Raw genomic sequence first — 14,443 nt, forward strand, 5'->3', positions numbered from 1 at the left:
TCTGAAAATATTTCTCAAATGATGATGTTGTCTTTATAATGGAAGAGAGATGGAAAAGGAGGGAATAATGATGGGAAAAGTAAATCTGAGTGTAAACGATCGAGTTGCAACGGTCGAGCTAAACCGGCCTGATTCGTTAAATGCACTTGATGTTGAGATGCTGAAAGAATTATTGAGTGTATTAAAAGATGTGAGTAATTCGGATGGAATTGATATTGTTGTCCTGCTTGGTAAAGGCAGAGCGTTCTCATCTGGCGGGGATATAAAGACGATGATGGCGGCTGAAAATGAAAGCGATTTCTATCAGGTTATGGACTGTATTAACGAATTGGTTGTAACTCTTTACAGTATGCCTATGCTGACAATTAGTGCAGTGAGAGGGGCAGCTGCCGGTCTTGGGCTTAGTTTAGCTCTTGCAACCGATTATATTATCGCTGATTCTGCCAGCAAGCTGGCGATGAACTTTATTGGCATCGGCTTAATCCCTGATGGAGGGGCACATTTCTTCCTTGAAAATAGAATTGGTGAAGATAAAGCAAAACAGCTGATCTGGGAAGGGAAGATTTTAAGTGCAGAAGAGGCATTTTCCAAAAACATCATTCATGAAATAGCTGCTGGAGAGCTGGAAGAGGCCCTTGATGTGAAGATTAATAAATGGCTGAGCAGTCCTGTACAAGCTATGATCAAAACGAAAAAAATACTATCAGATAAAAATCGCCCATTGCTTTTAAAGGTGCTGGAGCTTGAAAAGCTGGGACAGGCCAAAATGAGAGAAACACAGGATCATAAAGAAGGGATACAGGCATTTATCGAAAAAAGAAAGCCAGTATTTCAAGGCAAATAGTTTTAGTTAGGCGGGACTGTCCAATGTTGCTGTACGCAAATTGGATCGCCCGCCTTCCTTTTGTAAACTGTTATTCTTTCGTAAATCCATCAGTAAAAAGGATGTTTTACATTAAAAAGAGAATGCTATGAAAATAAGGCTGGACAGAGCCAGATGATCAATCCACATATTCAGCGGTGGAATAGAATGAGTTTGCCAGCAGGAGAGGTACAGCGATGCGTTTTTTCATGCATGGCTTTTTCGTGCAGCAGGTTCTCTCCTTTTGTTTTTGCTTCTTGGTCATTTTGTGCCTGAAAGGCTTCATCCAGAATTTTTTCACCGTCTTGTTCAAAGACTGTCAGTTTATATGTTTGCATAAGATTCTCCTTTTCATAAAGAATTCTGACTGTTACCACTATTCAATCATACGAATAGAATGAACGCAATTTTTTTAATGGAACTTTTTCCTTTTCTCATTCGTATATAAGATATGGCCGTTTAAAGGAGGAGATTATATGGTATTAAAGCTGGCCCAAGTCACAAAAAGATTTGGTTCATTTACAGCCGTTGATGATTTATCACTGGAAATCCCGGAAAAAGAGATGTTTGGCTTTCTTGGTGCAAACGGTGCAGGTAAAACAACTACCTTTCGCATGGTCCTTGGATTAATTGATCCTACCAATGGAACCATTACATGGAAAGGGAACAGGATTGATTATAAGACAAGTCATATTATCGGTTATCTGCCCGAAGAACGCGGTCTTTACCCAAAAATGAAGGTAAAGGATCAGATTGTCTATTTAGCACGATTGCGGGGAATGCAAAAGCAGGATGTTTTGTCGGAGCTTGATTATTGGCTGAATCGATTTAAGGTGCCAGAATACGCTGACAAGAAAGTGGAAGAGCTGTCTAAAGGCAATCAGCAAAAAATTCAATTTATCACAGCAGTTATACATAAACCTGAGCTATTAATCTTAGATGAGCCTTTCAGCGGGCTAGACCCCGTTAATGTTGAATTATTAAAAGAAGCTGTAGTCGATTTAAAAGAAAAAGGAACAACGATTGTCTTTTCTTCACACCGAATGGAACATGTTGAAGAGCTTTGTGAGCACTTATGCATTATGCAAAAGGGAAAGCCGATTGTGCATGGATCGCTTAAAGAAATTAAACGTTCATTCGGCCGCAAAAATTTAATCGTTCATGGCGATTTTTCAATGGAGTTTTTCAAAACACATCCTCTTGTTCTGAAGGCGAAGCTAACCGCAGAGGGTGCACATCTGCAAATCTCAAAAGAAGAGGATGCGGAAGCTATTTTAAAAGAAATAGTCGGGAAAGGCTTTATCCGCAAATTTGAATTAGAAGAGCCTTCATTAAACGATATCTTTATTGAGAAAGCAGGTGCGGCATATGAATAGTTTTTGGATTATATTATCTCATACCTACTTTTCTAAGCTAAAAACGAAATCATTTATAATTACCACGATCATAACAGCTTTGCTTGTAGCAGGATTGGCAAATATGAACAATATCATCGGCTTCTTTGAAGGAGATGAAGCGGCAGATCAAGTACTGGTTATGGATCAGGAATCAGAATTATATGCTCCTTTGGCAGAACAGCTTGAGCTTGCAGAGAGTGAACTGATTGTTGAACAGTTCACTGGAACAGAAGAAGAGGCAGAGGAAGCAGTAACAAATGGAGAGTATAGCGGTTTGCTGCTTTTATCGATGAATAGCGATAATATGCCAGAAGGATTATATAAAGCAAGAAGTGTGGCAGATTCAACAATCTCCGGAGAATTACAGGGTGCACTTCAGCAATTGAAGACGGTCATGGCAGCCTCAGAAGTTAACTTAACACAAGAGCAATTAAATCAGCTTTATGATCCAGTTTCTTTTAATACAGCGGCACTTGAGGATAATGCTAAATCAGCAGAGGAATTGAATCAGGCACGCGGTCTCGTGTATGTTCTTCTCTTTGTTATTTATTTTGCGGTGATTATGTACGCAAATATGATTGCGATGGAGGTTGCAACAGAGAAATCATCCCGTGTTATGGAAATTCTCATTTCAAGTGTGCCACCGATCCGACAGATGTTTGCCAAAATATTGGGTGTTGCCCTATTAAGCCTGACACAAATGCTGGTGATCCTTGCTGTTGGATATTATTTTGTAAAACAGAATCTTGACTCGATGCAGGGCGGCTTTTTTGAATTCTTTGGCTTTGGCGATGTTCCTGCTATCACGATCACGTATGCTGTCATTTTCTTTATTTTAGGATATTTCCTGTATGCGACTCTTGCTGCATTTTTAGGATCACTTGTCAGCAAAATTGAAGATGTGCAGCAGATGATTACACCAATGACAATGGTAATTGTTGCGGCCTTTTTAATTGCCATGTTTGGATTGACGGATCCTGAAGCATCCTTTGTAACGATCACATCTTACATCCCATTTTTCACTCCAATGATTATGTTTATGAGGGTAGGAATGCTGACTCTTCCAGTGTGGGAGCCGATTTTAGGAATCGCAATCCTGTTGATTTCCATCATTGTGCTCGCCATCTTTGGAGCAAAAGTATACAAAGGCGGCGTATTATTATACGGCAAGTCTTCTTCGTTTAAAGACATTAAGAAAGCATTGCAGCTGTCCAATAAGGAATAAAATGTTCTAGGCTCCCATCTGGGGGCTTTTTTATGGTTTTTTTACCGAATACGATATATGGAGAACGTGCATTCGCTTTTGAATTCATGTACAATAAGTGCATAAAACCTAGTTAAAGAGGGATCGGAATGAAGAAAGTAACATTTATTCATGCGGCGGATTTACATTTAGACAGTGGAATGGCTGGACTGCGCCATTTGCCTCAGCCTATTTTTTCAAAACTGAGAGAGAGTACATTTGAATCGCTCTCGAGCATAGTGGATGCTGCGATCATACATAATGTAGATTTTGTTGTGTTAGCTGGTGATTTATTTGATGCAGAAGACCGCAGTATTCGTGCCCAAATCATTTTTATAAAAGAAATGGAGCGGCTCGCCGAAAAGGGTATTTCTGTATTCGCTGTACATGGGAATCATGATCACATGGAGGGCAGCTGGGTTCATCTGCCTCTCCCGAACAATGTTCATCTCTTCTCAAACCAAGTTGAAACGGTGGAGTTTTTAATAGAGTCACAAACTTCTGTTCATTTATATGGATTTAGTTATCATAGCAGGCATGTATATGAGCGCATGATTCAGCATTATAAAAAAAGAGATGGAGCGGATTTTGACATCGGTATTCTGCATGGTCAGCTTGAAGGAGAAAGTGAGCACGGAACCTATGCTCCTTTTACCATCTCTGAGCTGGCAGATAAGAACTTTGATTATTGGGCACTCGGACATATACATAAAAGAAATGTGCTTCAAAATGAACCGCCAATAGTTTATCCAGGCAATACCCAAGGCCGGCATGTGAAGGAAACAGGAGATAAGGGCTGTTATCTCGTTCAGCTTTCAGAAAAAGGTGCAGAAATGACATTTATAAAGACAGCTCCAGTTGTGTGGTCTGAAAGAGAATTAAACTGTGAAGAAGCTGCTTCTTTTCAGGAAATCTATTCAAAGTGCCTAGACCTTTTAGATGAAGAAAAAATGAACGGCCAAGCAAAAATTTTAACCCTGACTCTTCAAAATACAGATCTACCTTCAAAAGATGCAGCTGCTATTCGCGAGGGGGAGCTGCTCGAACTGCTGCAGGAGCATGAAGCAGAAGGGGAAGATGGCTTTATATGGATTGCTGACCTACTTGTAAATGAAAGAAAAAAATGGAACAAAGAGAAACTGATGTCCGAATCAGCTTTTTTTGCAGAAATGTTTCATGCAGCTGACGATTTGGAAGGGATTGGCATGAGCTTAGAACTTTTATATAAGCATCCGGAAGCGAGAAGGTTTTTACAAAAAAAGAGTGAAGATGAGCTGGATTCCATTTCAAAAGAAGCAGAAAATCTGTTAATGCAGTTACTATATCAAAGCTAAGGAGGTGCTCATCCTGAAGATTATAGAAATACAAATCTATGGATACGGCAAGCTAGTGGATAAGACCTATTCACAAATTGGCGATTTTCAAGTGTTTTATGGTGAAAATGAAGCAGGAAAATCAACGATCATGGCCTTTATACATGCTATCCTCTTTGGATTCCCGCCCAAACAGCAAAACGAATCGAGGTATGAACCAAAAGCAGGCAGCAAGTATGGAGGCAAGCTGACCGTTTTATTTCCAGGCAAAGGCAAAGCGGTTATTGAGCGGGTGAAGGGAAAGTCAGCCGGAGATGTTACGGTCAGAATGGAAGATGGAAGTGCTGGTTCTGAAGCGCTCTTAAAAGAATTATTGCATGACATGGATAAAAAAATGTTTCAATCAATCTTTTCTTTTAATGTTCATGGATTGCAAAATATCCACCAGATGAATGGCGAGGATCTGGGCAGGCTGCTCTTTTCTGCTGGCGCCCTTGGCACAGATCAGCTCCTTCTGGCAGAGCAAACGCTGCAAAAAGAGCTGGAAACGCGTTTTAAACCGAATGGAAAAAAGCCAGCATTAAATCAAAAAATTTCAGAAGTAAAAGAACTGTACAAAAAGCTTCAAATGGCAGAGCAAAAAAACGAGGAATATTGGCATCTTATAAAAGAAATAGAAAAGCTTGAGGAACAGATTAAGAGAATGCAGAAAGACCTGGCTGAAAGCAAAGAGAATGTTCATACTCTTACTTCCTGGCAGCAGATAGAGCCAGTCTATAAGGAAAATAAGCTTCTGGAGAAAGAATGGATTGCATATAAAGACCTCGTATTCCCAATCGATGGTTTAGCTCGCTTCGAACGGCTTCTTGAAGGGCAGCGACCGCTTCTCGCAAAGCAATCTGCTTTAAAGAAGCAGATTACACAATTATCCGAGGAGATTCGAGCGGGCCAGGCAAATAAAGAAATATTGTCAGCTGAAAAAGAAATAACGAGTATTTCGGAACAGCTTCCGCTTATGCAAAAACTTAGAGAAGAGGAAAAGACACTTTCTTTAAAACGTGCAAACATAGAGAGTGATATTCAAGACTTAAACGAAAGGTTAAATATAACCTTATCTGATGGCGAAATTGCCTCTATTGATACAAGCATTCATAAAAAGAAGCAAGTATCAGAAGCTGAGGATGAATATAAAAGATTAGTTGCCAAGAAAGCGGATTTGGATGAGCAGTTTAATGAGAGTACAAGGGAATTGGATCTGCTCGAGAAAAAAGTGAACGAGCTCAAAGCTCTGCAGCTGTCTTCTAAAGAAGAGGATGAATTGCAGAAGAAACAGGATGAGGTTGAGGAAAGAAGCAGGCTGCAGCGAGAACTTGATGAAATGAGGAAAAAACAAAAGGCAGAGAATTCGGGTCGATCTGGACAGCGGCAGCAAAGAAAACCGAAAAACGATGCGAAGCCAGCCGTTTTATTAGCCTGTTTGTTCTTCATTCTTACTGTTTGGTCGCTGCTTCAGCAGGAATGGCTCATAGGGATAATAGGTGCTGCAGGTCTGCTATTTGTTATATATCATTTCATAGTAAAGTCTAAGGCGAAAATAGATGAAGGAGACACTGCGGGCTTAGAGCAGCGGCTGATAGACATAGAAAAGCGCCTCGAAGAGCTTCCAGACCACGATATAAAGACCCTTGCTGTTTTAAAAGCACAAAACGACGAACGAAAACAGAAACTAAAAGAGCTGGAGATCTATATGCAGCAGGAGATTCTCTCAAATGAAAAGATCATTTCGGGATTTGAACGTTGGGAAGTTGCCTTTCAGCAATCCAAAAAGAAGCTGCAGGAGCTTTGCGCTCATCTTCATCTTCCTTTGCATAATGAAGAGACACTTGAGCAACTAGGTGAAGCCTATCGTTTACTTGAACAATTGAAAACCGCTGTAAAAGGAAAAAGACATATTGTTCAAGAGTATGCTCAAACATCTGAAAGTCTAAAAATGCTGCAAGAGAAAATAGATAAACTGGCAGAAAGATTTCACCTTCATCATGAATCAAGTTATGCAGAGAAGGTTTATGAATTAAGAAAAATGTTAAAAGATGAAATAGCTAAAAAAGGGAAGGAAGAGGAAGCTGCTCGGGAACTTCAGAAGCTGGAAGAGGAAGAGCACACCTATCTGCTTGAGATCAGCCAGTATCAAGAGGAACTTTCAGAGCTAATGAAGCAAGGAAATGCAGCAGATCAAGAGCATTTTCGAGAGCTGGCAAAACAAGCAGAACGAAAAGAGCAGATAAAAGCGAGAAGAGATGCATTACAGATGCAATTGCAAATTTCACCGTTATCATTAGAACAAATGGAGTATTTGACAGGTGAAAAGAATGAAAAACAAACGCTTGAAGAGTTAACAGATCTTGTTGACTCACTGGAAAATTCAATTCCCGACTGCCAAAAAAAGTTGGCAGAGATGAAATATGAAGCGAAACGGATTGAAGAAGGCGGTACACATGCAGAATTGCTGCATCGATATAAGCTAATCAAGGCCGAGCTGGATCAGGATGCACAAGAATGGGCTAAATATGCAGCTGCACAGCATATTTTGAGAAAAACGATTGCTGCTTTTAAAGATGAACGTCTTCCCAAGATTATAGCAAAAGCAGAGGAACATTTGAGCATACTGACGGGCGGAGAATATATTCGAATTTGGCCAAAGCAGGAAGAAAGCGGCTTTTATATTCAAAATAAAAGAAAAACCTCTTTTGAAGTTTATGAACTAAGCCAAGCTGCAAAAGAACAGGTATATGTTGCTCTTAGATTAGCCTTGGCGGAAACAGCTTATGAAAAAGAGAACTATCCGCTAATCATCGATGATAGCTTTGTTAATTTTGATCATAACAGGACAGAGCGAATGATGAAGCTTCTTCGTTCACTGACAAACAGGCAAATTCTATTTTTTACCTGTCATCAGCATTTGCTTTCCCAATTTTATGATAAGGAAACGATTGAATTGACAGCCCCATTGCTGACTAACAGATAATTGTTAGTGGAGGCATAAGGGTGTCTGTTCCTGCCTGAACTTCGAAACTATCGCTTTCTATGTTATACTATTTTCATAGAAGGGAGCGTCGGTGCACGTATGAGCAAAGGAATTGTATATTACGAAGTTGGAGAACAAATAGAAGTATTTCTGCTGATTAAAAACGCAACAAAAGGGATTGCCAGCAACGGCAAGCCGTTTTTAACATTAATTTTTCAGGATCAGAGCGGAGAGATCGAAGCGAAGCTCTGGGATGTATCAGATGAAGATGAAAAAAGCTACAGTCCTGAAACGATTGTAAAAGTAGCTGGTGATATTTTAAATTACCGTGGACGTAATCAGCTTCGTATTCGCCAAATTAGACCAGCGTCTCCTACAGATCCAGTAAAACTAGCAGATTTTCTTGAAACTGCGCCTGTAAGTACAGATGAAATGATGAGTAAAATCACTCAATATATATTTGAAATGAAAAACCCGAATGTGCAAAGAATAACCAGACATTTGCTGAAGAAACATCAAAAAGCGTTTCTGGAATTTCCGGCTGCAACAAAGAATCATCATGAATTTGTATCCGGTCTTGCCTATCATGTTGTATCTATGCTTGACTTGGCAAAATCAATTGCGGGACTCTACCCTAGTCTTGATAAAGACCTCTTATATGCAGGTGTGATTCTTCATGATTTAGGGAAGGTTACCGAGCTTTCTGGTCCTATATCAACTGTGTATACCGTTGAAGGGAATTTGCTTGGACATATCACGATTATGGTGAATGAAATTGGCAAAGCAGCAGAGGAACTTTCTATTAGCGGTGAAGAGGTTATGGTTCTTCAGCATCTCGTTCTGTCCCATCATGGAAAGGCAGAGTGGGGGAGCCCGAAACCGCCGATGATTAAAGAAGCGGAAATCCTTCATTATATTGATAATTTAGACGCAAAAATGAATATGCTAGACCGTGCCCTCCATCGCACAAAGCCTGGCGAATTTACAGAACGAGTTTTTGCACTCGATAATCGATCCTTTTATAAGCCAACCTTTCATAAGTAAAAGAATGAAAAGAGGCTGGGATATAAATATTTAACACACTTATAGAACCGAATGGTTAGGAAGTTCATCTTTCTAATCATTCGGTTTTTTTTTTGTATTTGTAAAATATATTTTAGTAACATGAGTGAAATGGAGCGGAGGACCCTCGACTCCTGTGGGCAATAGAGGAAAAGGTGAGACCCCGCAGGAGCTTCCTCCCCACGGAAAGCGAGGGTCCGCAGCGCAGTGGAACGGACTTGTTTAAATGAGCAAAACAAGATATTGAATATTGGTGTTTATTTCTTTTTTTCAGCTTCTTTTTCTATTTAAAAATATAGCAGCTCCCATAGCCGCGAAGTACATAAAAATAGCATAAATCTATGAAAACTGCATAAAGTTTTAATAGGTAATAGGACAAACTAAGAAGAGATGAGGGATTAACTTGATTCCAGTATGGGTGTATTTTATTGCGGCAGGAATCGTTTTTTGTGCAATTATGGCGATTAAAACAGGCAGAGATGAAAGACGTGAGGAAAATGAAATGATTGAGCGCGAAGGAGAAGTGTATATGCAGCGGCTAGAGGAGAAGAAAGAGGAGAAGAAGGCAGGCGAACGCTCCTTTGGATGAGACGTGCTAAAGCATAAAAAACGGGTTCCTTATTCAGGAACCCGTTTGTCTTTATTCTGTTTCAGTTTCTGATTCTTCAGTGCTTTCTTCTTCAGTGTTCTCTGTGTCAGCATCTTCACCTTCTGCAGAGCTGTCACTTATGATGCTTTTCAAATCTTCATCCTTAACATCTACATTTGCATCTTTCAGTTCTCTGTCCAATGCAGCTTGTACAATCGTTGGATCCTGTTGAAGCTTAGCTACTTTAAGATCATGTTCCATATCTTCTTTCATTTCATCAAAAGACTTTTTCTCTTCTTTTTCAGTTACTTGGATAACATGGAAGCCATGCTGAGATTGAACAGGCGCACTGATTTCATCTACATCAAGTGCATACGCCGCTTCTTCAAATTCTGCTACCATTTGACCTTGTCCAAACCAGCCTAAGTCGCCGCCATTTGCAGCAGAACCAGGGTCTTTAGAATATTCAGTTGCTAATTCTTCAAAGTTTCCGCCATCATCAAGCTTTTGTTTCACTTCGTTAGCTGTTTCTTCATCCTCTACAAGGATATGACGAGCCTTAATGCGAGGCTGATAATTATCATAGTATTCTTGTACTTCTTCTTCAGATACTTCTACATCTTTAACTGCAGCTTTTTCCTGCAATAAAGTTGCACGCAGTGTTTCTCTAAGCTGATCTTCATCTTCATAACCGTATTGCTGCAATGCTAGCTCAAAATTTGCACCAAGCTGCTGCTTTAATTCATCCATCTGTTCATTCAATTCTTCATCCGTAACTTCATAGTTTTCGGATAGAACTTTTTCGTATACAAGCTCACGAAGTGTCTGTTCACCATATTTTTCCTTCATCGCTTCATATAGCTCGTCCTTCGTTATATCGCCATTTCCTGTTTCAACAACAGCGTCAGAGCCTCCATTGCTACAAGCACTTAATCCTAAAACTCCAGCAGCAAGGGAGAAGGAAATAACCCATTTTTTCATGTTGAACACTCCTAATCGTTAATTTCAATTGGCTGCTTTCAAAAACGCAGTTGCTCATAAGGTGACGGTTTCTTTCACACGAATTTAATGAATGGCCGATTTTACAGATGACAAAAGCTTATATTCTTTGCCTTGCATTCAACTTATTAAAAACAACAACATTTAGAAAAAGCCTATTTTTGTACACATCCATTACTATACCATAATGTAATTAATAAAAAAAATAAAACTACATAGTCAATTTAAAAAATTTGGGTATTTGCCTATCCCGAAATTTGATTTGCTACATATGATACATAGAAACTGCGATAAGCGGTTTTGAAAAACAGCCAGGAAAGAAATTTCAGATTCCTGGTGAAAATGCCTACTCGAAAACAGAAGGCTTTGAATAGTATATGGTAGCAACCTATGAGGGAGGTGTTATCATGGGCGGTGCATACGGCAGCGGATTCGCTTTAATCGTTGTGTTGTTCATCTTATTGATCATCGTTGGTGCAGCATGGCTTTAATTTAAGAAGACATTGGGTTCTCTGAACCCTTTGTCCCAACGAGAAAGGAGGAATTTGAATGTCTGGTTCAAACGGATATGGTTATGGTGGAGGTTTCGCGTTAATCGTAGTTCTTTTCATTCTGTTAATTATCATCGGAGCTTCTTGGCTGTAATTTAGAAGACCGTACCTTGTAGATGAAGGATACTTTCTTATATAAGGAATGCTGATGGTACTAAATCAGTATGAGTATCTCCCGGCTTTAACCCGGGAAAATGCAAAGGACGCCATAAAGCGTCCTTTGCATATGCAATTCATATTTTTATATCATTTATACAAAATGAAACAAAAATAACCAAGCTGTGATATACAGCCTGGTTATTTGGCATTACGTAAATGAAATTTCTACAAAAGAAGAAATAAGAAGAATCGTGATCAGAACATTAATTGTTCTATAAACCTTTGGCTGGCGTTCTTCAGGTATTTCCTTTTGCAGACAAAGGGAATATGTCATTTTGTTAATATAGAATAGAATAAATATAGCAAACACAATAAAAATGGAGATCAACGAAGATTCCCTCCCCATCGGCGAAGTTTTCTTACTTAATTACAATAACAAAATTTAAATAAAAAAGATAGTATTTAAGATTGTAACAGGATTTTCTTTTCTAATTAAATTTAGCTTATGAAAAAAAGACATCCATTATGAGATGTCTTTTAAAGAATAACTGAAATAAGCAGAATCTGTCAAAAATTTAGTATGAAGAAGGAGTGCCTTTTACCCAGTTTTAACCTTCTCTTTGCAATAATATTTCAAAACCATCTTCATTTTCTTCTATAAAGGACTGAGCAGGAGCTTTCATGACATCTTTCATGATGATCATGTCAAAAAGACAAATCCCTGTATGATAAGCTATTAAAATAACAAAATAGTGAACATAATGAGGGAAAAGAAAACATCCAGCAGCCAACAACGCATTAATTACAATAAAAGGGGTGCAAAGGGCAATTAAAAAGGTAAAACGCGTAACTGGTTCATTTACAATAAAGTGCAGAATCGGCATAATGCCAAATCTCATTTCTGCTGTTTTTTTCACCTTTTTTCCACAAGGTATTAATGGAATGAAGTGAAGAATTTTATGAAGCGGATAAAGAATCCACATTCCTGCCACAAACAAAATAAAATAATTATCATAAAAGTAGTTCGGAACAAAAAGATAAGTAGCTGGTACATACACTATTATAAAAGTAAGTAGCATTGTTAAGGAAGACAATATAAAAAGCCGCTCGGGTCTATATTGTTTAGTGAAATTAATCGTCTTCCAGCAGTTCATCATGTTAGACCTCCAAAGGGAGAAAGTATTAGTTAAATCCAAAACTTACTAAGATACTTTACGATGAATAACATGAAAAATCAATAGGTATTTTTATGGTTAATATTAGAAAAAATGAGGAGTGATTTTATAGTCATTTTGATGAATTATTATGTAGATTATTCTGGGGCTTTGCAAAGGCTTTTTTTAGTGTACAAATAGCATAGAGATTAATCGAAGGATGATTTAAGTGGACCAGCTGCTGTTTGATTATGCAGCAGCTGGAGTGATTATAAATTTTACATAAGTGGAGGGGAGTCAAAGCATTTGTTGTATCAGACGAGTTCTTTTTCTGATTTATCTTTTTTTTCGATGATTCCGTTGTTATCTGTAAATTCATTTTCAATATTCTCAAATGATTTTTCAAAAATCTCCATAAAATCATCGCCATAAATATTTCTGACAATTGTCATTACCTCGATCACATCCGGGAACTTTCCATATAATTCTCTCAATGGGGAGGCTCCTGAAAATACTGAGTTCTCTTCAGGATTATAGGACTCCATCATACTTAGTAAAACATTTTCACCTTCTGGGGTAAGTTCAATATACGTATTTCTTTTATCATTTTCCTTTTTTGAGAATCGTAAATAGCCTCGTTCCTCTAACTTCTTTGAAAAGTTAAACGCGGTAGAAACATGCATGACGCCAAATTTTGCAACATCAGAGATAGAGGCTCCATTCAGATGATAGGAAATCCATAAAATATGGTGCTCATTAATATTAAGATCATACGGTTTAATCCAATTCTGCCAATCCTTCTCAACGGCTTTCCATAAGGCTTTACTTAACTGAGCTATTCTCTGACTGAAAAGTAATGCCTCTTTCATTGTATATTCTTTATTCGACATACACTTATTCACCTGCTTTATAAGGAAATTAAGATTTCGATTTTTTGATTTTTTCGGTTGCGCTTCCAGAAAGAGCAAGCGCCTTCCACATTCTAAGTAGTCCAGTTCCAACGGCTAGCCCCTCGAGGTCATAAGTCAATCCATCCAGAAGGTTAAAGGGCAACCTTCTAAATGACTTGCCTTATGCTTGTCGGGGCTGAGCAAGCCGTTTCCACATTTCTTATTATCATTATGCCAATAAAACAAAAATTAATAAAGGTATTAATTTGCGAAATTTTTAGAAATTATTTCTTAGGAAGTTGCTTGTTATGAGTTTCAATCGATTTTCAGAAAAAAAGAACGAAATTGTATACGCTTTACTATTTATAAAACCATTTTTATAATATATTAGTTTTCGTTCTGAAGGATGCAAAATCCTTCTTTTCTAATGTATTAAACTTAAAAATATAAAAAAGCAATAAAAAGCATCTTCCCAAAGAAATTTATTTCTTGGAAAGATGCTGATCTTACCTGGAATTTTTCCCTTGATTTAGTGTGGTCTCTAATTCTTGAATGGCTGTTTCGATCTCCTGGATTTCACGTTTTAAGTTCTGTTCATGAGGACGAATTTCGTTTTTCCAGTCGTGAATCGAACCTTTCAGATCCTTTGACAGTTCAGCAAAAGCACTTTTTCCTTCTGTTGTAACTGTTGTCGTTGCCCGTTTTATATCAAGAAGCTGTTCTTTTAAATAATCTAATCGATGTTTAACAATATTTCCGTTCGTATGAATAACGGTTCTAGTTTCTTTTCCGGATGCAGGAGCTGTTAAAAGGGCAGAAATGCCAGCAGCTGTTCCTCCAGCAATCAAACCTAATAGAAATGATTTAGCCTTCATTATGATAACCTCCCCAGATAAAACGTTTTCATAGTTTTATCTTACACAAATTTTTACGATCAATAAACACCTTTTTATGTATTTAACACAATATTGTCGTATTTAAACGTTTTTGTATTTCATAAGAGAGCGGAGGCAGGCATATATTGGTACAAGGCTAAGAAGGAGTGGTGGCAAAGATGACAAGTATTTTACTTATTTTGGGCTTTACCATGCTGGCTGGTGCAGGGTATTGTTTCCTTTTAATTAAAAAGCCAGGCATGTATCCGCCGAAATATTTGTTGAAAAAAAGAGCAGCCACCCTTGGAGCAGGGGGAGGCTTGCTCCTATTATTAGGAATCATCGTCACACTCTTTTTTTAGGAACGGCGGGAAATGAAAAAAC

Annotated in this window: 16 protein-coding genes; 10 read left to right on the top strand and 6 right to left on the bottom strand. The window is 38.3% G+C overall.

Annotated features, from left to right (window positions below):
- Nucleotides 1–67: 67 nt before the first annotated feature.
- Nucleotides 68–844 carry an enoyl-CoA hydratase gene (locus J1899_RS06930; protein ID WP_066447842.1) on the top strand — a complete coding sequence of 259 codons (777 nt, stop codon included), beginning with the start codon at nt 68–70 and terminating at the stop codon, nt 842–844.
- A 170-nt stretch (nt 845–1,014) separates the two neighbouring features.
- Here the strand turns inward: J1899_RS06930 and J1899_RS06935 are convergent, their stop codons facing one another.
- Entirely contained in the window at nt 1,015–1,200 is a 186-nt protein-coding gene (locus J1899_RS06935; RefSeq protein WP_066447839.1) for a YhzD family protein, read from the bottom strand.
- A gap of 138 nt (nt 1,201–1,338) precedes the next feature.
- On the opposite strand from J1899_RS06935, the gene J1899_RS06940 reads away from it, so the two are divergent.
- The 6 genes from J1899_RS06940 to J1899_RS06965 all read left to right on the top strand — a co-directional run bounded on the left by J1899_RS06940 (nt 1,339) and on the right by J1899_RS06965 (nt 9,491).
- Nucleotides 1,339–2,238, top strand: coding sequence for an ABC transporter ATP-binding protein (locus tag J1899_RS06940; protein ID WP_214478176.1), 900 nt, complete (start codon nt 1,339–1,341; stop codon nt 2,236–2,238).
- Entirely contained in the window at nt 2,231–3,484 is a 1,254-nt protein-coding gene (locus tag J1899_RS06945) for an ABC transporter permease (protein WP_066447834.1), read from the top strand. The genes J1899_RS06940 and J1899_RS06945 overlap by 8 nt, the downstream gene beginning before the upstream one ends.
- A 128-nt stretch (nt 3,485–3,612) precedes the next feature.
- On the top strand, nt 3,613–4,836 hold the full coding sequence (locus J1899_RS06950) for a metallophosphoesterase family protein (RefSeq protein ID WP_214478177.1): 1,224 nt from the start codon (nt 3,613–3,615) through the stop codon (nt 4,834–4,836).
- Nucleotides 4,837–4,840: 4 nt separating this feature from the next.
- A complete protein-coding gene (locus J1899_RS06955) occupies nt 4,841–7,840 on the top strand; it encodes an ATP-binding protein (RefSeq protein ID WP_281420649.1) in 3,000 nt (999 codons plus the stop codon).
- 99 nt (nt 7,841–7,939) lie between these two features.
- Nucleotides 7,940–8,884 (top strand): 3'-5' exoribonuclease YhaM, encoded by a 945-nt coding sequence (yhaM, locus tag J1899_RS06960; protein ID WP_066447828.1) that lies wholly within the window; start codon nt 7,940–7,942, stop codon nt 8,882–8,884.
- Nucleotides 8,885–9,305: 421 nt separating this feature from the next.
- Entirely contained in the window at nt 9,306–9,491 is a 186-nt protein-coding gene (locus J1899_RS06965) for a sporulation YhaL family protein (RefSeq protein ID WP_066447826.1), read from the top strand.
- A gap of 51 nt (nt 9,492–9,542) precedes the next feature.
- Here J1899_RS06965 and J1899_RS06970 read toward each other — a convergent pair whose 3' ends face one another.
- Nucleotides 9,543–10,472 carry a peptidylprolyl isomerase gene (locus J1899_RS06970; RefSeq protein ID WP_066447825.1) on the bottom strand — a complete coding sequence of 310 codons (930 nt, stop codon included), beginning with the start codon at nt 10,470–10,472 and terminating at the stop codon, nt 9,543–9,545.
- Nucleotides 10,473–10,897: 425 nt separating this feature from the next.
- On the opposite strand from J1899_RS06970, the gene J1899_RS06975 reads away from it, so the two are divergent.
- A complete protein-coding gene (locus J1899_RS06975; protein WP_139785739.1) occupies nt 10,898–10,981 on the top strand; it encodes a YjcZ family sporulation protein in 84 nt (27 codons plus the stop codon).
- A gap of 58 nt (nt 10,982–11,039) precedes the next feature.
- Nucleotides 11,040–11,135, top strand: a complete 96-nt coding sequence (locus J1899_RS06980; RefSeq protein WP_066447818.1) for a YjcZ family sporulation protein — start codon at nt 11,040–11,042, stop codon at nt 11,133–11,135.
- Between the two features lie 213 nt (nt 11,136–11,348).
- Here the strand turns inward: J1899_RS06980 and J1899_RS06985 are convergent, their stop codons facing one another.
- From J1899_RS06985 to J1899_RS07000, 4 genes are all read right to left on the bottom strand, one after another.
- A complete protein-coding gene (locus tag J1899_RS06985) occupies nt 11,349–11,528 on the bottom strand; it encodes a hypothetical protein (RefSeq protein WP_066447810.1) in 180 nt (59 codons plus the stop codon).
- Nucleotides 11,529–11,748: 220 nt separating this feature from the next.
- A complete protein-coding gene (locus J1899_RS06990) occupies nt 11,749–12,297 on the bottom strand; it encodes a DUF3267 domain-containing protein (RefSeq protein ID WP_214478179.1) in 549 nt (182 codons plus the stop codon).
- Nucleotides 12,298–12,608: 311 nt separating this feature from the next.
- Nucleotides 12,609–13,184 carry an HTH-type transcriptional regulator Hpr gene (locus J1899_RS06995; RefSeq protein ID WP_066447804.1) on the bottom strand — a complete coding sequence of 192 codons (576 nt, stop codon included), beginning with the start codon at nt 13,182–13,184 and terminating at the stop codon, nt 12,609–12,611.
- A 506-nt stretch (nt 13,185–13,690) separates the two neighbouring features.
- Complete coding sequence (locus J1899_RS07000) at nt 13,691–14,059, bottom strand: YtxH domain-containing protein (protein WP_066447801.1); 369 nt, start codon at nt 14,057–14,059, stop codon at nt 13,691–13,693.
- 179 nt (nt 14,060–14,238) lie between these two features.
- Between J1899_RS07000 and yhzF the strand changes: the two genes are divergently transcribed.
- A complete protein-coding gene (gene yhzF, locus J1899_RS07005) occupies nt 14,239–14,421 on the top strand; it encodes a membrane protein YhzF (RefSeq protein WP_214478180.1) in 183 nt (60 codons plus the stop codon).
- The last annotated feature ends 22 nt before the right edge of the window (nt 14,422–14,443 follow it).

It is taken from the genome of Cytobacillus gottheilii (assembly GCF_018582665.1).
Classification (GTDB): domain Bacteria; phylum Bacillota; class Bacilli; order Bacillales; family Cytobacillaceae; genus Cytobacillus; species Cytobacillus gottheilii.